17 protein-coding genes and 1 pseudogene are annotated in these 20,457 nt (G+C 60.3%); 10 read left to right on the forward strand and 8 right to left on the reverse strand.

The genetic code is table 11. The features are described from left to right. Nucleotides 1–92 precede the first annotated feature (92 nt). Nucleotides 93–1,610, forward strand: coding sequence for a lysine--tRNA ligase (gene lysS / locus MKR05_RS15405; protein WP_004202393.1), 1,518 nt, complete (start codon nucleotides 93–95; stop codon nucleotides 1,608–1,610). Between the two features lie 76 nt (nucleotides 1,611–1,686). Here lysS and MKR05_RS15410 read toward each other — a convergent pair whose 3' ends face one another. Both MKR05_RS15410 and MKR05_RS15415 read right to left on the reverse strand, forming a co-directional pair. Next, nucleotides 1,687–2,112 (reverse strand): hypothetical protein, encoded by a 426-nt coding sequence (locus MKR05_RS15410; protein ID WP_032429107.1) that lies wholly within the window; start codon nucleotides 2,110–2,112, stop codon nucleotides 1,687–1,689. Nucleotides 2,113–2,558: 446 nt separating this feature from the next. Next, the gene (locus tag MKR05_RS15415) at nucleotides 2,559–2,687 is read right to left on the reverse strand and encodes a hypothetical protein (RefSeq protein WP_254915157.1); all 129 of its coding nucleotides are present in this window, start codon (nucleotides 2,685–2,687) and stop codon (nucleotides 2,559–2,561) included. Here MKR05_RS15415 and iolE point away from each other — a divergent pair. The 3 genes from iolE to MKR05_RS15430 are packed head-to-tail and all read left to right on the forward strand — an operon-like array spanning nucleotide 2,686 to nucleotide 5,816. After that, nucleotides 2,686–3,606, forward strand: a complete 921-nt coding sequence (gene iolE, locus MKR05_RS15420; RefSeq protein WP_238875281.1) for a myo-inosose-2 dehydratase — start codon at nucleotides 2,686–2,688, stop codon at nucleotides 3,604–3,606. The genes MKR05_RS15415 and iolE overlap by 2 nt on opposite strands. Continuing rightward, nucleotides 3,603–4,775, forward strand: a complete 1,173-nt coding sequence (locus tag MKR05_RS15425; RefSeq protein ID WP_023288684.1) for a Gfo/Idh/MocA family protein — start codon at nucleotides 3,603–3,605, stop codon at nucleotides 4,773–4,775. The genes iolE and MKR05_RS15425 overlap by 4 nt, the downstream gene beginning before the upstream one ends. Nucleotides 4,776–4,784: 9 nt before the next feature. Then, nucleotides 4,785–5,816 (forward strand): Gfo/Idh/MocA family protein, encoded by a 1,032-nt coding sequence (locus MKR05_RS15430; RefSeq protein ID WP_032454325.1) that lies wholly within the window; start codon nucleotides 4,785–4,787, stop codon nucleotides 5,814–5,816. Nucleotides 5,817–6,051: 235 nt separating this feature from the next. On the opposite strand, the gene MKR05_RS15435 is transcribed toward MKR05_RS15430, so the two are convergent. After that, the gene (locus MKR05_RS15435; protein WP_049013600.1) at nucleotides 6,052–7,059 is read right to left on the reverse strand and encodes a Gfo/Idh/MocA family oxidoreductase; all 1,008 of its coding nucleotides are present in this window, start codon (nucleotides 7,057–7,059) and stop codon (nucleotides 6,052–6,054) included. A gap of 102 nt (nucleotides 7,060–7,161) precedes the next feature. Between MKR05_RS15435 and MKR05_RS15440 the strand changes: the two genes are divergently transcribed. The 5 genes and pseudogenes from MKR05_RS15440 (at nucleotide 7,162) to MKR05_RS15460 (ending at nucleotide 12,888) form a co-directional block, all read left to right on the forward strand. Continuing rightward, nucleotides 7,162–8,181 (forward strand): LacI family DNA-binding transcriptional regulator, encoded by a 1,020-nt coding sequence (locus MKR05_RS15440; protein ID WP_023288687.1) that lies wholly within the window; start codon nucleotides 7,162–7,164, stop codon nucleotides 8,179–8,181. 429 nt (nucleotides 8,182–8,610) lie between these two features. Beyond that, nucleotides 8,611–9,534 (forward strand): sugar ABC transporter substrate-binding protein, encoded by a 924-nt coding sequence (locus tag MKR05_RS15445; protein ID WP_002892597.1) that lies wholly within the window; start codon nucleotides 8,611–8,613, stop codon nucleotides 9,532–9,534. A gap of 32 nt (nucleotides 9,535–9,566) precedes the next feature. Beyond that, nucleotides 9,567–11,051, forward strand: coding sequence for a sugar ABC transporter ATP-binding protein (locus tag MKR05_RS15450; RefSeq protein ID WP_004202401.1), 1,485 nt, complete (start codon nucleotides 9,567–9,569; stop codon nucleotides 11,049–11,051). A gap of 19 nt (nucleotides 11,052–11,070) precedes the next feature. Next, entirely contained in the window at nucleotides 11,071–12,093 is a 1,023-nt protein-coding gene (locus MKR05_RS15455; RefSeq protein WP_004152946.1) for an ABC transporter permease, read from the forward strand. A 185-nt stretch (nucleotides 12,094–12,278) separates the two neighbouring features. After that, a pseudogene (locus MKR05_RS15460) lies at nucleotides 12,279–12,888 on the forward strand (hypothetical protein). 47 nt (nucleotides 12,889–12,935) lie between these two features. On the opposite strand, the gene MKR05_RS15465 reads toward MKR05_RS15460, so the two are convergent. The 5 genes from MKR05_RS15465 to MKR05_RS15485 all read right to left on the reverse strand — a co-directional run bounded on the left by MKR05_RS15465 (nucleotide 12,936) and on the right by MKR05_RS15485 (nucleotide 19,450). Next, nucleotides 12,936–13,946 (reverse strand): LacI family DNA-binding transcriptional regulator, encoded by a 1,011-nt coding sequence (locus MKR05_RS15465; protein ID WP_017898803.1) that lies wholly within the window; start codon nucleotides 13,944–13,946, stop codon nucleotides 12,936–12,938. 23 nt (nucleotides 13,947–13,969) lie between these two features. Continuing rightward, a complete protein-coding gene (locus MKR05_RS15470) occupies nucleotides 13,970–15,370 on the reverse strand; it encodes a sucrose-6-phosphate hydrolase (RefSeq protein ID WP_044521387.1) in 1,401 nt (466 codons plus the stop codon). Continuing rightward, entirely contained in the window at nucleotides 15,370–16,740 is a 1,371-nt protein-coding gene (locus MKR05_RS15475) for a sucrose-specific PTS transporter subunit IIBC (protein ID WP_023288691.1), read from the reverse strand. Before MKR05_RS15475 ends, MKR05_RS15470 begins: the two co-directional genes overlap by 1 nt. Nucleotides 16,741–16,844: 104 nt before the next feature. Beyond that, nucleotides 16,845–18,362 carry a carbohydrate porin gene (locus MKR05_RS15480; protein WP_023288692.1) on the reverse strand — a complete coding sequence of 506 codons (1,518 nt, stop codon included), beginning with the start codon at nucleotides 18,360–18,362 and terminating at the stop codon, nucleotides 16,845–16,847. A gap of 164 nt (nucleotides 18,363–18,526) precedes the next feature. Further along, entirely contained in the window at nucleotides 18,527–19,450 is a 924-nt protein-coding gene (locus MKR05_RS15485) for an aminoimidazole riboside kinase (RefSeq protein WP_130952879.1), read from the reverse strand. Nucleotides 19,451–19,687: 237 nt separating this feature from the next. Between MKR05_RS15485 and MKR05_RS15490 the strand changes: the two genes are divergently transcribed. Further along, nucleotides 19,688–20,329 carry a Crp/Fnr family transcriptional regulator gene (locus MKR05_RS15490; RefSeq protein ID WP_284118282.1) on the forward strand — a complete coding sequence of 214 codons (642 nt, stop codon included), beginning with the start codon at nucleotides 19,688–19,690 and terminating at the stop codon, nucleotides 20,327–20,329. The last annotated feature ends 128 nt before the right edge of the window (nucleotides 20,330–20,457 follow it).

The raw sequence follows: 20,457 nt of genomic DNA on the forward strand, positions 1-20,457 counted from the left end.
CTTCGGTGTGAAGCCGGAGACAGGCCGCGCGGAAGGGTGACCTGGTTCAATTTATCGAAGCTAGTTTGAAAGCAAGGTTATGAGGAACCCATATGTCTGAACAACAAGCACAAGGTGCCGATGAGGCCATTGACCTTAATAATGAACTGAAAACTCGTCGCGAAAAACTGGCTGCGCTGCGTGAGCAGGGCGTAGCTTTCCCCAACGATTTCCGTCGCGATCATACCTCTGACCAATTGCACGCTGAATTCGATGCGAAGGATAACGATGAACTCGCTTCCCTGAACGTTGAAGTTGCGGTGGCCGGCCGGATGATGACTCGCCGCGTGATGGGTAAAGCCTCCTTCGTCACCCTCCAGGACGTCGGCGGCCGTATCCAGCTGTACGTGGCCCGCGATGACCTGCCGGAAGGCGTCTACAACGAACAGTTTAAGAAATGGGACCTTGGCGACATCATCGCCGCCCGCGGCAAGCTGTTCAAAACGCAAACCGGCGAACTCTCCATCCACTGCACCGAGCTGCGCCTGCTGACCAAAGCCCTGCGCCCGCTGCCGGATAAATTCCACGGCCTGCAGGATCAGGAAGTCCGCTATCGCCAGCGCTATCTGGATCTGATCGCTAACGAAGAGTCGCGCCATACGTTCCGCATCCGCTCGCAGATCCTCGCGACCATGCGTCAGTTCATGGTAGCCCGCGGCTTTATGGAAGTGGAAACCCCGATGATGCAGGTGATCCCCGGCGGCGCTTCCGCCCGTCCGTTTATCACCCATCACAACGCGCTGGATCTCGATATGTACCTGCGCATCGCGCCGGAACTGTATCTGAAACGTCTGGTGGTCGGCGGCTTCGAACGCGTGTTTGAAATCAACCGTAACTTCCGCAACGAAGGGATCTCGGTACGCCATAACCCAGAGTTCACCATGATGGAACTGTACATGGCGTACGCGGACTACAAAGACCTGATCGAACTGACCGAGTCGCTGTTCCGCACCCTGGCGCAGACGGTGCTGGGCAAAACCGAGGTGCCGTATGGCGACCAGGTGTTTGACTTCGGCAAGCCGTTTGAAAAACTGACCATGCGCGAGGCGATCAAAAAACATCGTCCGGAAACCAACATGGCGGATCTGGATAACTTCGACGCGGCGAAAGCGCTGGCGGAATCTCTCGGTATTCAGGTAGAGAAAAGCTGGGGTCTGGGGCGCATCGTCACCGAAATCTTCGACGAAGTGGCGGAAGCGCACCTCATCCAGCCGACCTTCATCACCGAATACCCGGCGGAAGTCTCCCCGCTGGCGCGCCGTAACGACGTCAACCCGGAAATCACCGACCGCTTCGAGTTCTTCATCGGCGGCCGCGAAATCGGTAACGGTTTCAGCGAGCTGAACGACGCCGAAGACCAGGCGCAGCGTTTCCAGGATCAGGTTAACGCCAAAGCGGCGGGCGATGACGAAGCGATGTTCTATGACGAAGACTACGTCACCGCGCTGGAGTACGGTCTGCCGCCGACCGCCGGTCTGGGCATCGGTATCGACCGGATGGTGATGCTGTTTACCAACAGCCACACCATCCGCGACGTGATCCTCTTTCCGGCGATGCGTCCGCAGAAGTAAACCGTTGCACTCCCTCCCGGCCTGCGCCGGGAGGTTCTTCCTGCATTATCCCCATCCTGTCGGCAGGGCAATGTTATTACAGGACTTTTTGCAACGTGCCGCGCTGGCTGCCGTTTGCCCATACGCCGTTAAAGGCGTCGTTCAGCGTAAAGGCTGAGCTTTTCACCCGGAACGTCAATTTACCCTGGCTGGCTTTCGCCTCCTCGACCAGATGACCATGAGTTTTCACCGTTTTAGCGGTGACGGTAATCTCATCAATTTTATTGCCATAGTCAGTATAAACATACCAGGTGCCCACCCAGGGGCCGAAGCCGCTGCTGGCCTGCTGCGCGGCGGCGGCATTCTCGGCTTTGGTTTTATGAATATCGCAGGTGGTTCCGTCGGTCATCTGCGTGCAACCGGAGCGTTCAAGCTGTTCCCGGTATTTCGCGCTAATGGCGTGGGCCGGCGCGGCGGCGACCAGCGCCAGGGTGAGGGTGGTGAAAAGCCAGGTCTTATTCATCTTATTGTTTCTCATCGCGATAGCGGCGCGCATTGTCATAAAGGTTGATATACATTGGTGCATTCTCCAGGGGCGTCCGAATAAATATAACCGCAGCCATTCCTGATAAATAACGAGCAGAAAGGAGAAGGGTTATTTATTTGTAAAAACATCATTACCCTGATCTTATTTATCACCGTACCTTCCCGCTGCATGTCATATTATTGCAGAGAGAATGTTAAGTAATTGATGTTTTAAAAGGGACTATTTGTCACTTACGCAAATAACAGCAGGCCTGGCCTGGGCGCAGGGCTAAAGCCCGCGCCGCTGCGGTGTTGAGATTTTTTCATATTGCTATCATCATATTTCGAATGAAAGGGATAACCTCTGAAGCGGGTTATTAAGCCAGTAATTTTTATCCGCAAAATAAGCCTGCGGCAAGCATTATTTCCATTTATTTTTCAGGGCTACTCGCGCCAGCGGATATTTCGTCCGCGGCAATGATGGATTTCCATCATTTCTCCGTTTTCATCGCTGGTCGTCGCCTGCTTATAGTGACGGCACACCAGACGACTGGCTGAAAAGGAGATAAACATGGCGACAGAGCACCTGCAGTGGGGCATTAGCCCCCTGTGCTGGACCAACGATGTGCTGGAGGATTTAGGCGGCGATATCCCTCTCGACACGTGTCTGCGCGAGGCGCGGGAGGCGGGGTTTCAGGGAATTGAGTTAGGGCGGAAGTTTCCCCGCCAGGCGGAGACATTGGGGCCTCTGCTGGCGGCGGCTGACCTGCGCCTGGCGTCAGGCTGGTACAGCGGCTTGCTGGCCGACCGCAGCGTGGAAGCGGAGCTGGAGGCGGTGCGGGGCCACGCGCAGCTCCTGCAGCAGCTCGGCGCCAGGGTAATGGTCTATGGCGAGTGCGGGCAACTGCCCGGTGAAACGCCGCTTGATGAGCCGATCTCGCTCTCGCCGCCGTTAAGCCGCGTCAGCCTGACGGCGTATTGCCATAAGCTAAATACCTTTGCCGACCTGCTGCTGCGGGACTACGGCCTCCGGCTGGCCTATCACCATCATCTGATGATGCTGGTGGAGCACGACGACGAGCTGGAGCGGTTTCTGTCCCAGACCCATGACAACGTCGGGCTGGCGTTTGATACCGGACACGCCTTCGTCGCCGGGGTCGATATCCCGCGCGTGATGGAGAAATATGGCCACCGTATCCGCCATCTGCATCTGAAAGACGTCCGTCCGCAGGTGCTGGGGCGCCTGTATCGCGAAAACCTGAGCTTTAACGAGGCGGTGCGCGCCGGACTGTTTACCATCCCTGGCGACGGCTGCATCGACTATGCGCCGATCCTCAACTTTGCCCGGGACAGCGACTACCGCGGCTGGCTGATTATCGAAGCCGAGCAGGACCCGGCGATGGCGCCGCCGTTTGCCACCGCTCGCCGCGCCTTCGCCTGGCTGGCGCACCACTTTTCGTCCCCGTCATCATCAGAGGAGCACGCATCATGAGCGCGCGGTTAAATATTGGTCTTATCGGCTCCGGTTTTATGGGCCAGGCGCACGCCGACGCTTACCGTCGCGCGGCCATGTTCTATCCCGATCTGCCGAAGCGCCCCTATCTTTACGCGCTGGCGGATCAGGATCAGGCTTTGGCTGAACGTCATGCGGTGAAGCTGGGGGCGGAGAAAGCTTACGGTGACTGGCGCGAACTGGTGAACGATCCGCTGGTGGACGTGGTGGATATTACCTCGCCGAACCATCTGCACTACACGATGGCGATGGCGGCGATCGCGGCGGGTAAACATGTCTATTGCGAGAAACCGCTGGCGGTTAACGAGCAGCAGGCGCAGGAGATGGCGCAGGCGGCCCGGCGCGCGGGGGTGAAGACCATGGTGGCCTTTAACAACATTAAAACCCCGGCGGCGCTGCTGGCAAAGCAGCTTATCGCCCGGGGCGATATTGGCGAACCGGTGCGCTTCCGCGGCACCTTTGATCAGGGGTTTTATAACGACCCGAACCTGCCCTGGTCCTGGCGCTGCTCGAAAACCCTCGGCGGCAGCGGGGCGCTTGGCGACCTCGGCGCCCATACCCTGTCCGTCGCCCAGTTTTTGATGGGCGGGATCCGTGAAGTGACCGCCAGCGCGCAAACCTGCCTGCGCCAGCGTCCGGTGCCACAGACCGATGCCGGGTATGCCAGCCGGGTCGCGGCCGATGCCGAGTGGCGGGAAGTGGAAAATGACGATCAGGTTCAGTGCCTGGTCAATTTCGACAGCGGCGCCGCGGGGGTGATTGAGGCCTCGCGCATCGCCGCCGGGCGCATCTTCGGCGTGTTCTGGGAGGTCTCCGGCACCGAAGGCACGCTTTATATGGACGGGGAGCGCTTTAACGAACTGCAGGTGTATCGCTTCCGGGATGACAAACACGACCGCGGCTTTAAAACGCTGTATGCCGGGAGCCAGATCCCGGCCTATGCCGGCTTCTTCGGCTTCGATTTTGGCGGCGGCGGGCTGGGCTATTTTGACGTCAAGGTGATGGAAGTGCATGACCTGGTGCAGGGGATTTGTGGGGACGACGACTGCTATCCCAGCTTTGAATTTGGTTTACAGAATCAGCGCGTGCTGTCGGCGATTGAAGCCTCGATGGTCAGCCGTCGCTGGGTTAACGTGGTTAAGGATTAAGGAGCCGCTATGTTTCCCTCACAATTACCGACCCCGCGCCGCCCGGCGGCGCAGAGCATTCCCTCCCTGCGCTGGGGCATCATCGGTCCGGGCTGGATCGCCGAGCGCTTTGTGCACGCATTGAAAACCCAGAGCCGGCAGCAGGTGGTGGCCGTTGCCTCCCGCAGCCAGGCGAAGGCCGACCGGGTAGCCGCGGAATGGGGGATCCCCCAGGCTTACGGCCGGGTGGAGGAGATGCTGGCGCGTCCGGATATTGATGCGGTCTATATTGCGACGCCGCACAACCATCACTTTCCCGACGGTATGCAGGCGCTGAAGGCGGGCAAACACGTGCTGATAGAGAAGCCCTTCGCGCTCAACCTCGGCGAAGGAGGTGAACTGCAGGCCGAAGCCGCCCGCCAGGGGAAGCTGGCGCTGGAGGCGATGTGGTGCGATTACGCGCCGAAGTATGATGTGATCCGCCAGCTGCTGGAGGATGGGGTACTCGGCGACCTGCATACCCTGCTGGCCGATCACGGCGAGTATTTCACTACCGATCACCGCATCTTTAACGCCGACCTTGCCGGCGGGCCGATGATGGATCTCGGCAGCTATTTGACCTCGTTTGCGCTGATGGTGGGCGGCATGCCGCAGGAGATTGTCGCCCGCGGCCGCGCGACGGCGGAGGGACTTAACGGCCAGACGTCAATGCTGTTCAGCTGGCGGAACGGGATGCAGGGGCTGTTAAACACGACGTTGTTCAGCAACACGCCGGGCGGGGCGGTGGTGGCCGGACGCCAGGCGACCCTGACGATCGACGGTCAGTTTTACGCCCCCGGCGGGTTCACGCTCGCCGCCAGCCAGGGCGGGCAGGCGCTGCGCTGGGAAGAGCCGCGCAATCGCTACGACCAGCTGTTCTGGCAGGCGGAGCATTTTGCCTGGTGCATCGGTCAGGGGCTGCGGGACTCGCCGCTGCGGCCGCTCAGTCAGGTGCTGCAGAATCTGCAGGTGATGGATGAGGTGCGGCGCCAGGTGGGCGCGGTGTTTAACGAAGAACGTTAAGGGGCCGGCCGGGCTTTGGTTTGCAGACAGCGCGAGCGTGAACGCCATTGCCCGGCACCGGGACGCGCACGGTGCCGGTTATCTGCTGCCCGGCGGCGCGGCGCTTGCGCGGGCCTGGGATGTCACTGCAACTATTTGATATGGATGGTTATCATGCCCTTAGGCCGGGCAAGGCGTCGCCGCCGCCCGGCATAAAGGCAGGTTCAGAGCCTGATAGCGGTTGCCACGCAACCACTCACCGACAGTCGTCGACGGCGACAAACTGGCCGCGCTGCAGAGACTGAACCGCCGCTTCGGCAATGGCCTGCGCCTGCAGGCCGTCCACCAGGCCGGGCAGGTCGGCCACGGTTTCACCATTCAGAGAGCGGATAAAGGCGTCGAGATGCTGGTAATAAGATCCTTGCACCCGGCTGAACCAGTCCGGCCACAGGCCTGGCTCAATGCGCTGATTGCCGCGCCACAGGGTCGGGCCCGCCGGCGACTGGCTGCCGGACTCCAGCGCGCCCTCTGCCCCCAGCAGGGTGATCCTTTCATCATACCCGTGGCCGGTGCGGCGGGTGTTGTCCAGCTGCGCCAGCGCGCCGCCGCGCATCTGCATCATCAGGATGGAGGTGTCGACATCGCCAAATTCGGCGATTTCCGGCAGGGCCAGCGCCGCGCCCATCGCCGCTACGGTATGCACTTCATCGCCGGTGAGAAAGCGCAGAAGATCGAAGAAATGGATCGCCTGATCGCGCATCTGACCGCCGGAGCTGCGCAGATAGTCGAGCGGCGGCATGCTGGAGGCGCGACAGACCATCTGCACCAGCTCGACCCTGCCGATCGCTCCCTGCTCCAGCTGGCGGCGCAACTGCTGATGGCTGCTGTCAAAGCGCCGGTTAAAGCCGACGGTGACCGGCACCTTAAGGGGAAGCACCCGCTCCACCACCTCGCGGGCGCGCGCCAGGGAAAGGTCGATCGGTTTTTCGCAATAGACCGCCTTGCCCGCCCGGGCGGCGGCTTCCAGCAGTTCGGCATGCGACGGGGTCGAGCTGGCGATCAGCACCGCGTCGATGGCGTCGCTATGGAGAGCCTCGCTCACCGTCACCGCCCGGGCGCCATAGCAGGCGGCCAGCGCCTGGGCGCGCTCCGGCGCGGCATCGGCCACCATCGTCAACTCGCTCCCGTCGTGACGGGCGAGGCTGGCGGCATGAACCTGACCGATAAAACCACTGCCTACCAGGGCAAAACGTTTGCACTTCATTTTTTTCTCCAGAATGGCGAGGGGACGCTGCCACCATAATCGGTTTGCTAAACTCACTGACACTGCCGTTTTGATGCATTTCCATCATTGAAGAGAGGGGCGATGAAAAACATGTCACTGGCGATGCTGGCCAGACAGATTGGCGTCGGCGTGGCCACCGTTGACCGGGTGCTGAACGAACGCGGCGGCGTATCGCCGCAGACCACGCGCAAAGTGCTGCAGGCGGCGCGGGAGGCGGGGCTGAAGCGGATCCTGCCGGAGGAGCACCGCTTTCCCTGGCAGATTGAGCTCTTTCTCAGCAGCAATGACTCTTTCTTTTTTCCGCAGCTGGCGCAGGATTTCGCCGCCGTCGCGGATAGCCTCGGCTATCGTCGTCTGACCCTGCACCGCACCTTTGTCCCGGAGTCGCAGCCGGCGACCCTGGCCCGGCGCATTATGCGCAGCGGCCAGCAGCGTCAGGGGATCATCGTTTTCGGCAATGACCATCCTGTGGTGCATGACGCGCTGCGACGCTGTCGGGAAGCGGGCGTCCCCGTCATCACCCTGGCGACAGATCTGCCCGGCGCCGACCGGCTCTGCCACGTCGGGATCAATCAGTTACAGGCTGGCCGCACGGCGGGGTTAATGATGGGGAGAATGACGCCGCGGCCCGGGGAGGTGCTGATGGTGAGCGGCCGGGAGGATTACAGCGCGCATCGCCTGCGCATTCAGGGGTTCCGCGAGGTGCTGAGCCAGCGCTTTCCCCATCTGCAGCTCAACGAGGTGCTGGCGGGCGAAGAGCGGCGGGAGCAGATCACCCGCCTGCTGGAGCAGGCCCTGTGCCGCAGCCGGCATATTGTCGGGATCTATAACACCGGACTTGGCAATACTCAGATTGCCGAGGCGCTGGCTCGCCACCGCCGCGAAGGCGACGTCTGCTGGATCACCCATGAGCGCTACAATACCACCCGCCAGCAGCTGGCCAGGGGCAGCCTGGCGTTAACGCTCGATCAGAACACCCGCCAGCACGCCCAGCTGGCGATCGACCTGATGCTGCGCCATCTGGAGTCCGGCTATCAGCCGCAAACCTATGCCGACGGGAAAGTCGACTTTATCCTCTACAGCGCCGAGAACGTCGACTAAGGCGTGCGGCGCCTCCCTTCCTGACAACGCGGATCTCCCCGCCGGGTAAATGCCAACCCCGCCGGGGGCGATCGCTGTAAAGCGTTGTCTGCCTCTCATTTTTCGCTCATTTATGCAGCAATGTTAGATGTCTGTCAAAATTCTGTTACTGCATGGTTTTAAAATTTTCATTTCAGTTATTTACTTATAAAAGTTTCAAATGTCTTGTTAATGAAATAAATGGTCTGGAATTCACGGTGTGGCATAAATGGACTGATGTTTCAAAAAATTGATGATAAAACAGCCATTATTTGTGATTCCGATCACGACGAAATGCGGAAAACCCCGTAGCGCCGTCGCCGTCACAACAGACATTTGTCGCAATCTGACTGAAATTAATTTTTCATTTTGTTTCATTCACCGGCGTACCTACAAAATCAAGGATCAACTATGAATATTAAGAAAACGATTGTTGCCTCTTTGTTAGCCTGCATGCTGCCTGCGGTGGTTATGGCAAAAGATGTCTCCATTGGCGTCTCGATGGCGCTGTTTGACGATAACTTCCTGACGATTCTGCGTACCTCGATGCAAAAAGAGATGAAAAAAGATGGGGTGAAATCGCAGATCGAGGACGCGAAAGGGGATGTCTCCCAGCAGCTGCAGCAGGTGCAGAACTTTATCGGCCAGGGCGTGGACGCCATTATCGTCAACCCGGTGGATACCAACGCGGTGAAACCGATCATGGATCAGGCCACCAAAGCCGGGATCCCGCTGGTGTTTGTAAACCGTCGCCCGCAGGCGGAGCTGACCGACAAGATGGCCTATGTGGGGTCGGATTCGATTCTCGCCGGCCGTCTGCAGATGGAAGCGCTGGCGAAAGCGATGAACGGCAAGGGCAATGTGGCGATCCTGCTCGGCGACCTGGCGAATGAATCCACTCGCGACCGCACCAAAGGGGTGGAAGAGGTCGTGGCGAAATACCCGAACATCAAAATCGTGCAGAAGCAGACCGCGAAATTTACCCGCAATGACGCCGTGGATGTGGTCAGCAACTGGATGACCAGCGGCGAAGATATCCAGGCCATCGCCTCCAACAACGATGAAATGGCGATCGGCGCCCTGCAGGCGCTGGGTAAAAACCCGAACCATATTCTCATCGCCGGCGTGGATGGCACCCCGGATGCGCTGCAGATGCTGAAGAGCGGCAAGATGATCGCCACCATCTTCCAGGATGCGAAAGGCCAGGGCGAGGGCGCCGTAGACGCGGCCATTAAGCTGGCGAACGGCGAGAAAGTGGAAAAGATCATCGACGTGCCGTATCAGCTGATCACCAAAGAGAACATGGCTGAATTTACCAATCGTAATCAGAAATAATCCTGGCCAACCTGTGGTACGGAGGTGGATGTATGAACGCTTTTGCCCTTGAAGCCGAAGGTATCAGTAAGTTCTTCCCCGGCGTGAAGGCGCTCGACAATGTCTCATTACGCGTGCGCCCGGGAACGGTGCACGCCCTGATGGGCGAGAACGGCGCCGGTAAATCCACGCTAATGAAGTGCCTGATCGGTATCTATCGCCCGGATAAAGGATCGATTCGCGTGAAAGGGGAGCCGGTGGAGTTTACTGACACCATGGATGCGCTGCGCTCGGGGATCTCGATGATTCACCAGGAGCTGAATCTGGTGCCGCATATGACGGTGGCGGAGAATATCTGGCTGGGGCGCGAGCCGATGAAGTACGGCTTTGTCGACCACGGCCAGCTGACCCGCCAGACCCAGGCGCTGCTGGATAAGCTGAATATTCGCTTAACTGCCGACCGGCTGGTGGGCGACCTGAGCATCGCCGCCCAGCAGATGGTGGAGATTGCCAAAGCGGTCTCATGGAACGCGGATATTGTGATCATGGATGAGCCCACTTCGGCGCTGACCGAAGGCGAGGTGGCTCACCTGTTCACTATTATCCGCGACCTGCGGGCCCAGGGCAAAGCGATCATCTATATCAGCCATAAAATGGATGAGATCTTCGCGATCACCGATGAGATCAGCGTCTTTCGCGACGGCACCTGGGTGGGGAGCAAAAACACCACCGAATTTACCCGCCAGTCGCTGATCACCCAGATGGTGGGCCGCGAATTAACCCAGCTGTTCCCGAAATTTAATAACACCATCGGCGAAGAGGTGCTGACGGTGCGCAACCTGACGCGCCAGGGCGTGTTCCATGACGTCAGCTTTACCGTGCGTCGCGGCGAGATCCTCGGCGTGGCCGGGCTGGTGGGCGCCGGGCGCAGCGAGGTGATGGAAAGCCTGTTCGGTATGGAACGCTTCGACAGCGGCGAAGTGCTGATCGACGGGGCGCCGGTGACCATTGATTCTCCCTCCGTGGCGATTGAAAAGGGGATGGCGTTATTAACCGAAGACCGCAAAAAGTCGGGCCTGTTTCTGGTGCTGTCGGTGCTGGAAAATATGAGTATCGTAAAAATGCCGGAATATATCGGCAAGAGCGGTTTTGTCCAGCACGTGAAAATGGCCGAAGACTGCATGGAGCAAATCCGCCGGCTCAATATTAAAACGCCGACGATGGATCAAATTATTAATAACCTCAGCGGGGGGAATCAGCAAAAAGTCCTGATTGCGCGCTGGCTGTTAGCGCAACCGAAAATCTTAATTCTCGATGAGCCGACCCGCGGCATCGACGTCGGGGCGAAGGCGGAAATTTATCATCTTATCAGTGAACTGGCGAACCGGGGGGTGGCGGTCATTATGGTCTCCTCTGAGCTGCCGGAAATCCTTGGCATGAGTGACCGGGTCATGGTGATGCATGAAGGTCGTATCACCGGCATCCTGGAAAAAGACGAAGCCGACCAGGAAACCATTTTGTCGTTGGCATCCCATTGAGGCACAGAGAATGAGTAATATGAAATTAACGGCGGCTCCGGCCAGCGAGGGTTCCTCCTTCTTCGCTAATTTGCGGCATAAAATGCCGAAAGATACCGGCATCTTTGTGGTGATGCTGGTGATTGCCCTGACATTTGAAATCGCCGGCTGGTATGTTCGCGACCAGTCGTTCCTGCTCAATACCAACCGCCTGGTGCTGATTGTGCTGCAGGTGGCGATCATCGGCATCATCGCCGTCGGCGTCACCCAGGTGATCATCACCACCGGGATTGACCTCTCCTCCGGCTCGGTTATCGCCCTCGCGGCGGTGGTGGCGGCGAGCCTGGCGCAAACCTCCGACAGCCTGTCGCCGATGTTCCCGGCGCTGGTCAACCTGCCGGCGGTGATCCCGATTTGCGCGGGGATCGGCGTCGGCCTGCTGTGCGGGCTGACCAACGGTTTCCTGGTGACGCGAACCGGTATCCCGCCGTTTATCGCCACCCTCGGGATGATGGTCTCGGCGCGCGGTCTGGCGCAGTATTACACTCAGGGCAACCCGATAAGCTTCCTCTCCGACAGCTTTACGGCGATAGGCCAGGGGGCAATGCCGGTGATCATCTTCTTCGTGATCGCCGCGGTGTTTCACATTGCGCTGAAGCATACCCGGTATGGCAAATATGTGTATGCCATCGGCGGCAACATGACCTCGGCCAAAGTGTCCGGCATCAACGTGAATAAGTACCTGGTGATTGTCTACACCATCGCCGGGGCGCTCTCCGGGCTGGCGGGGGTGGTGCTGGCGGCGCGCGTCAGCAGCGGCCAGTCCAGCATGGGGATGTCCTACGAGCTGGACGCGATTGCCGCAGCGGTGATCGGCGGCAGCAGCTTAATGGGCGGGGTGGGGCGCATTACCGGCACCCTGATTGGCGCGATGATCCTTGGCCTGATCAAGAGCGGCTTTACCTTTGTCGGCGTCGATGCCTACGTGCAGGATATTATTAAAGGGATCATTATCGTCGCGGCGGTGACCATCGACATGCGCCGTAACCGGAAAAAACACTAATCTTATCAACTGGCGGCAACGGCGAAGCGCGTCGTTGCCGCCAGCCCTGTCCAGAAATAAACAAAATACTCCCCGCCTGGCGCAGGCTGTCTATTTTTCCCGCGCTGCGCATCCTGTACAGTTTCGCGACTTTTGTTGTCCATTCGCCAGGGGGCCACGCCTTGCCCCCTGGTTTCTGGAGTCGTATGAATACACCATCCATAGGCAAATCCTCGCCGGTCTGGCGACCGGGAAGAAGGGGCGTGATCGTCACGCTGCTCGTTGGCCTGGCGATCCTAATCATCGGCCGGGGCGGGCATTTTCTGGCCAGAGAGGTTTGCCGCGAAATGTATACCCGGCAGCTGGAGAAGGATGCGCAGTGGGTGGCGTCACGCCTCGAACGGCGGATGAACACGCCGGCGCGGCAGCGGGAAGCCACCTGGCCGCTGGCGGTGATGCGCGCGGATCTCTATGCCCTGGCCCGGCAGCGACATTATCAGCTGCTGCTGGTAAATAGCGACGGGCATCTGCTGGCGGCATCGCATGCGCTGCCGGCCAGCGTGCTGGCCCAGGTTCAGGCGCAATTTCCCAGGGAGATGCAGCCGCCGCTGTTCGGCAGCCATTACCAGACCATTCAGCCCTTCGCCCCGCATCAGCGGATGTTAAGCCGGGCGCTGAACGGCAATGCAGGCCTGGCGGGCTGGAATCTCGTGATGCTGGCGCCGGACGGCGGTTTGCCCTCGCTGCTGATGGCTTACCGTTGGCCAGTCACGATGGGCCTCGGCGCGGTGCTCGCCGGCACGCTGCTGGCGGTGAGGCGGGCGACGCGCGCCCGGCGAAAACGCTAATTGCCGACGGCGCCGTCAGGCATGGCGAAACTGCAGGGTGGCGGGCAGATAGCGCTGGAGCGGCTCCGGCGCCTGGCCGTCGATCAGCTGGCTGAGCAGATCGTAGCAGTGCCAGGCCAGCTGGCGATTATCCTGTTGCACGGTATCAATGCGCAGGGAAAGTGAATCGTACAGATAGTGATCGTCGAAGCTGGCGAGATGAATATTGGAGTCCAGCAGATGGTGCTGGCTCATATAGCGCAGGACCCCTTCGAGCAGGCCGCAGGCCGCGGTGAACAGCGCTTTCGGCGGCCGGCCCAGCCGCGCGCAGAGCGCGGCGAACATCTCATAGCCGGAGCTGGGGTGATAGTTGCCGTTGATCACCCACTCGGGACGCAGCGTGACCCCCGCCTGAGCCAGGCCCTGGGTGAATCCCGCCAGCCGGTCGCGCGATGGCGATAGCCGCGGCTGGCCGCCGAGAAACCAGAACTCGTCCGCATGCTGAGGGGCGATGCGGGAGATCAGCTCGGCCGTTGGGGTGACCGAGTCGGTCATCACCAGCGGCAGGGCGCTGTCGCTGGGGGAGCGGTCAAACAGCACCACCGGCAGCTGTTCGCTGAGCTTCAGGTAGTCGGCATCGCTGTGCATGCACGAGGCGACGATCAGGCCGTCGACCTGGCGGGCAATCATGTTATTGACCACGACGCTCTCCTGGCCGGGGTTTTCGTCGGTGCAGGAGATAAGCAGCTGCACGCCGGCTTCCCGGCAGAGCGTCTCAAGCTCATGGGAGAAAACGGCAAACCCGTAGTTGGTGATTTCCGGCACCACCAGGCCAATGGTATGGCTGCGGTTATCGCGCAGCGAGCGCGCGTGAATGCTGGGTTGATAGTGCTGCTCGCGGGCGATCGCCAGCACGCGCTCGCGCGTCTCCTGCGCCACGCGCAGCTCTTTGCCACGACCGTTAAGCACCAGACTGGCGGTCGCTTTGGAGACGCCCGCCAGTTCGGCGATATCTTTGATAGTTACGCGTTTGGTTTTCATCAGCACCCGGGAGCCTGAAAGCAAAACGGTTATTCTACCATGCATGGCCGCAGCAGCCAGCGGCAGAATGCCACCGGCGTCGCACCGCTGAAGATTAACTGCCCCGGATAGCCCGGGAAGAAGCGGCTGCTCATCACCCCTTCGCCATCGTTGATGAAAATCTCCACGCTGGAGCGGTCGATAAAGATCTGCAGGCGCCGCGCCTCGCCGCGCCAGTAGCGGTGATGCATCTCCGCCGTCTGCAGCCCGCGGCGCGACAGACGCAGGCCGTCGCGGTTGACGGTGAGCTGCAGGGCGCCGGCAAAATCCAGCCCCAGCGTGCTGTTGGGGGCGATGTCAAAGGCCAGCTCCATCGGGGCGAGGGGAAGGGTCTGTCCGCGCCAGCCCTCGGCTTCGCCGCGCAGGGCGGCCAGCTCGCGCAGCGGGCGCTGATACAGGGTGCCCGCCTGCCACTCCAGCTCGCGCACGCAGGTCATCTGGTGGATCCACCCCTGCGCGCGGGTGGGTTGATGCATCTCTTCCCCATCCGGGACGCCCATCCAGCCGACCAGCAGGCGGCGGCCATCCTCGGCCAGCATGGTTTGCGGCGCGTAGAACTCAAATCCGCTGTCCAGCTCGTGCAGCGGACCATGGTCGAAGGCGCCGCGTTCGGCGTCGAAACGGCCTGCCATCCACACCGCCGGATAGGTATTGAGAAAGCGCTGCGCTTCGCGGGCCAGCCCCTGCGGGCAGCAGATCAGCAGGTGGGTGTCCGCCAGCGGAAACAGGTCCGGGCACTCCCACATGTAGCCGCCGTTCGCCAGGCCGTTAACGTCATGCCCGGCTATCTCGCCCACCAGGCGCCAATCCCGCAGGTCGCTGGCGGTAAACAGCAGCACTTTGCCGCGCTGTTGCACATCCTGCGCCCCGAGGACCATGTACCAGCGCCCGTCCTGTCGCCACACTTTAGGGTCGCGCACATGGCCGGTATAGCCTTCCGGCAGCGGCAGCACCGGCCCCAGCTTGCGGAAGGTGCCATCGGCATTTTCCGTCGCCAGACATTGCCAGGCGGTGCGCCCGCCGTCGGGGAATTTCACGTTGCCGGTATAGCACAGGGTCAGGGCGCCCTCGAACTCGACCGCGCTGCCGGAGTAGCAGCCGTTGCGGTCATACTCTTCATCCGGCATCAGGGCGATAGGTTCATGCCGCCAGTGCAGCAGATCGGCTGAGCTCCAGTGTCCCCAGCACTTGTAGGTGTGGTCGCAGGCGAGCGGGTTCCACTGATAAAACAGGTGGTAACGCCCGGCGACCTGGCAAAAGCCGTTGGGATCGTTCAGCAGTCCGCTGACCGGCGCCAGATGCCATTGCGGGTAATGGCTGTCGGCCAGCGCCTGCGGCTGGCCCTGCATAACGGCCTGCAGGATCGCAGGCAGGCGTGACGGTAATGACATTATTCAGCGTCCGTTTTGTATTTCAGCGTCAGAGAGAGCGTGAAGGCCACGGCGAAGGCGATCGCCATCCCGATAATGTAGTTCAGCAGCGAGCTGGCCTGCACGATGGCCATTCCCGGGATCGCCGTCAGGCCCACCGCGGTCATGTAGACGTGCATCGATACCACCCAGGCGCCGCCGGCGGCACCGCCCACCAGCGCGGCGATGAACGGTTTCACAAAGCGCAGGTTAATCCCGAAGATTGCCGCCTCGGTGATCCCCAGCATCGCCGAAAACGCCGACGGCAGGGTGATAGCTTTGATTTTTGCATCTTTGGTTTTAAACCACACCGCAAAGCAGGCGCCGCCCTGGGCGACGTTGGCCATGGCCCAGATCGGCAGCAGGAAGTTGACGCCGATCGACGGATTGCCGAGCAGACCCGCCTCGATGGCATGGAAGCTGTGATGGATACCGGTAATGACGATCACCGAATAGAGGCCGCCAAACAGCAGGCCCGCCAGCCAGCCGGCGTGGCTGATAAGCGTGCTGAGGATAAACGAAATGCCGTCGCCGAGTGCGCGGCCGGCCGGGCCGATCAGCAGCAGGGCGATAAAGCCGGAGATAATCACCGTCAGGAACGGCGTGAGGATCAGATCCAGCGCGTCAGGGATAATGCGGCGCAGCCGTTTCTCGACAAGGCTCATAAACCACACCGCCAGCAGCACCGGGAAGACCGTGCCCTGATAGCCGATCATCGCCACTTCGATGCCGAAGAAATTCATGGTGTGGAAGCCGGCGGCGACGCCCCAGGCGTTGGTCAATGCCGGGTGGGTGAGGATCCCGCCGAGGGTCGCGCCCAGATAAGGGTTACCGCCAAATTCGCGGGCGGCGGTAAAGCCGATCAGGATCGGCAGAATGATAAACGCCGCCGAGCTGCACATATCCAGCATGATATAGATAGCGTTGCCCGGGTCGACCCAGCCGTAGGTTTTCACCATCCCCAGCAGGCCCATCAGCAGGCCGGAGGCGACGATGGCCGGAATAATCGGCACGAAGATGTTGGACAGCAGGCGGGCGATGCGCTGGAACGGGTTCAGCTTTTTCGCCGCCAGGTCGGCGGCTTCGGATTTGCTCGATTCGCTGATGCCCGCCGCCTGGATAAAGGCGGCATAGACTTTATTGACCACCCCGGTGCCGAAGATGATCTGCATCTGGCCGGCATTGCGAAAGCAGCCTTTCACGCCGTCGATTTTGCCAATCGCCTGCTGGTCGGCGAGCGCGTCGTCGACCAGCACCAGCCGCAGGCGGGTGGCGCAGTGCGCGGCGCTGGCGATATTTTCCTTGCCGCCCAGCAGGGGAAGCAGTGACCGGGAAATCTGTTCAAAATCCATAGTACCCTCTGAATGCATGATGATATGGCGTGGGCGGCGCCGGCCGTGGCAGGCACCGCGAACCTTATATTTATGTGTGACTTACCCTGTCTTCCGGGTTCACGTCAGAACCAGGTCTCCATTTGCATACCGAACGACCATTCGCCGCCCGATTTGAATCCGTTGCTGCCTAACGCGTCGTCGTTGGCGTAGTTATCCAGCTTTTTGCTCCAGTCCATCCACGAGGTGTAGAAGCGGATCTCCGGGCGTGAGAAGAAGTCGCCGATGCTGCCGACCTTGAAGGTCGGGGCGAAGGTCAGCTTGTAGAAGCTGCCGTTGACCGCATGGCGATCGTTGTAGCCTTCAGGCTGCAGATCCATGTACTGATAGGTGCCCTCCCAGGCGAGGGCGAAGTTCTGCGTGACCTCCTGAATCAGACGCAGGTTGAGAGTGGCCCACTGATAGCTGTCGCCATCGACATAGCGGTCTTTACTGCTCTGCGCCAGCACGGCCGGGGCAATAAACCAGCGATCGCTCAGCGGCGTAGTGCCGTAGCTGGCGAAACGCCAGGTATTGGCCCCCGGACGCAGCGCGCCGTCGGAACCGATGCCTTTAACCTCGGCGCCCAGTCCGTGGCCATACAGCAGGGCCGTTTTGCTGGTCCCGTCGCGCAGGCCATAGAAGCTCTCATTGTGCAGACCCAGCAGGGCATGAACCCCGGTGTTAGCGGCATCGCCTTTCACCAGATTGCCGTTCGCGTCCTGGCGGTCGTCATTATCTTTCGCCCGCATCCCGCTGACCATCATCTGCACCGGGCCGGCAAAGTTATTCATGCTGACGATATAGTTCTGCACGCTGTTGCTGCTGTCGGCGATATCGCCAAAGTTGCGGCCATATAACGAGAAATTGCTGCGCAGGCTGTCGTTCCACTTCACGTCGTAGATCCCGCCGCCGGTCCCGGCGAGGAATACCACATCCGAGTCAACCCAGTGGATGTCGAAGTTGTCGCGGTCAAAGCGTTTCCCGGCCCACAGGGTCGAGCCTTTGAACGGACCCTCGAAGGTCGGCAGGTTTCCCAGTTCGACGAACGCCTGGCGTACGTTCAGGTCGCTGCTGCTCGCCGTCCAGTCGTTATAGGTAGTTTGCCCGTCGGCCACCATCACTTTGAAACGGGTGGTCGCCCCGTTGTCCAGGGTCTGCTTATGTTCGAGGTTCATTTCCACATAGGTGTCGGCCTGGTTGCCAAGACGACCAATGGCGCCGCCGGTCTCCCCGGCGGGGGTCATATAGGCCCCGGATTTCGTGCTGGCGGCGGAGTCGTTCATGATCACCCCGGAGCGGGCGTAGCCGTGGAACTCAAAGCCGCCGGGCCGTTCGGCTTTTTCTTCCAGTTGGGTGGTGCGCTTGGCCACCTGCTGGGTGGTGGCCTGGGTTTGCTGCTGCTGCTGGGTTAGCTGCTGAACTTTCTGCTCCGCTGAGGCGGCGCGGCTTTCGGCGGTACTGGCGCGGGTCTCGGCATCCTGCAGACGTTTTTCCAGGGCGGCGAGACGCGCTTCAATGCTGTTCAGGTCTGTCTGCCCATGGGCGGCGGCGGCGCCGGTTAGCAAAGCAATAAGAATGGCTAACTTCCGTTTTTTATACATGTTGGTGACATCCAAAGGTAAATCAGTGAGTGTGCTAACGTTTGCTAAACCGGTTTAGTTGATATGGTAAACATGTCGGTAACGCAGTGAAAATAAAAATTGCTAAACCGGTTTAAGAATTGTGATGTCACCAGCAAAGTGGGCCGCTAGCCGGCCCAACGGGATCACAGCGAGCGCTGAAGATCGTCCCTGTAGGGCAGGGCGGTCATGGCGCCTTTGGCGGTGGTGGCCAGCGCGCCGCAGGTTTGCGCCAGCGCGAGGTCCGGCGCCAGGGCGGCGAGGTCGTCAGGGATGCCGTGGGCGGCGAGCCCGGCGAGCAGCCCGGCGACAAAGGCATCGCCGGCGCCGGTGGTATCGACGGCCACTACCGGGTGGGCGGGGAAGTGGCTAACCTGCCCGCGCAGCGCGGCCTGGACTCCCGCTTTGCCCTGGGTGACCAGCAGCAGCGTCGGCTGGAAGCGGGCGTTCAGCCGGGCGATGCCGCTGACGATGTCGTCGCTGCCGCTGATAAAAGCCAGCTCCTCTTCCGACAGTTTTATGGCGTCGGCGAGGGCCAGCGCCCGGTCGAGACAGTCGCGCAGCTCCTGCGGATCCTGCCACAGGTCGCTGCGGATATTGGGGTCGAAGCTGACATAGCCCCCGGCGCGCTTTATCGCCTCCATCGCCGCGAATGCCGTGCTGCGGCTCGGTTCCGCGCTGAGGGCGATAGAGCAGACGTGCAGCCACTGGCCGGCGGCGAACGGCGGAAGATCCTCAGGCGCAAGAAACAGGTCGGCGCTCGGGCGAACCATAAAGGTAAAGGTGCGCTCCCCGTGCCGATCGAGATCGACCACCACCGTGGAGGTGCGCTGCGTCGCGTCGAGGCGCATAAAATCCACATCGACCTGCTCCTGCGCCAGGGTGTGGCGCATAAAGCGACCGAACGGATCGTCGCCGACGCGGCCGATAAACCCGCTGTCGCCGCCGAGCCGCGCCACGCCGACCGCGACGTTGGCTGGTGCGCCGCCGGGGCATTGCAGCAGGCGGCCCTCTCCGTCGGGCAGGAGATCGACGACCGCATCGCCGAGTACCCAGATTTTACCATTCATAGGACAGCTCCTCTTAGCTAAACTTTGTTAAACCGGTTTAGCTAATTAAAGCACAGCCTGGCGGCAAGCGGAACGATTGGTGGACGAAAGGGCGGGGCGAGGGTAAAAAATGTGAGCCAGGCGGAATATTTCGCCACTCCAGATCTGGACTTTTCCTTCCTGACCCGCTTAGGTATAGTTCCACAGGCCGCGGTTAACCCCGCCGCGGTGATAAAAGGTGAAGGAGTGCGTAGCGCGATGAACCCCAGTTTTGGCGATATTTACGATCGGTACCAGAAGCTGTCGCTGACCACGCACCTGCCGGCGGTCATCGCCTGCAGTGAAACCCTGAGCCTGAGTAAAGACCAGCCATTTCTGCCGCAGCCGGGCTATCTCTATTTTTTGCTGCAGGGGCAAATGACGTTGGCCTTTGGTGATGAGCAGAACCTGCTCGGGATTGTTATCGCGCATATGCCGTTAGGGCTGCTTGAACATTATTGTCCGTCGGTGGCGCTCTATTATCGGTGTCTGGGCGAATGCCAGCTGGCGAAAATATCCGCCAGCGATTTTGAACGGATATTCTTTCATTCGTCGCCGGGCTATATGCAAGAGCTGACCACGATCCTGGCCTATATGGGCATATTTGCCCTTGATGCCCACTATGAACGCGGCAGCCAGACCAGCTTTCAGACCATTAAATCAATGCTGTCGCGCTATTTATATCGTGGAGGAATCGATGGTGGTCAGCATGAAAGCCTGTCGGCATTTATTATTAAACGAACCAATCTTTCGCGCAGCTATGTTTATCAGGTGCTGGCCGCCCTGCGCGAGGGAGGATATATCACGATGAAAAAAGGCAAACTGATTTCCATCGACCGTCATATTCCTGAGAAATTCTGATTCAGGTTCGTCGGCTCCCCGACATAACGTCGCTAAAACCCGCCCGAGGAAAGCGCTACGCGCGCGTTTTCCCCGGCCCCGTTACGCCTGAACCTGGCCGTTTTATTTATTTAACCTTTCACTCTGGA

The sequence above is a fragment of the Klebsiella sp. K5-204 genome, from assembly GCF_030128585.1.
Lineage (GTDB): Bacteria > Pseudomonadota > Gammaproteobacteria > Enterobacterales > Enterobacteriaceae > Klebsiella > Klebsiella quasipneumoniae.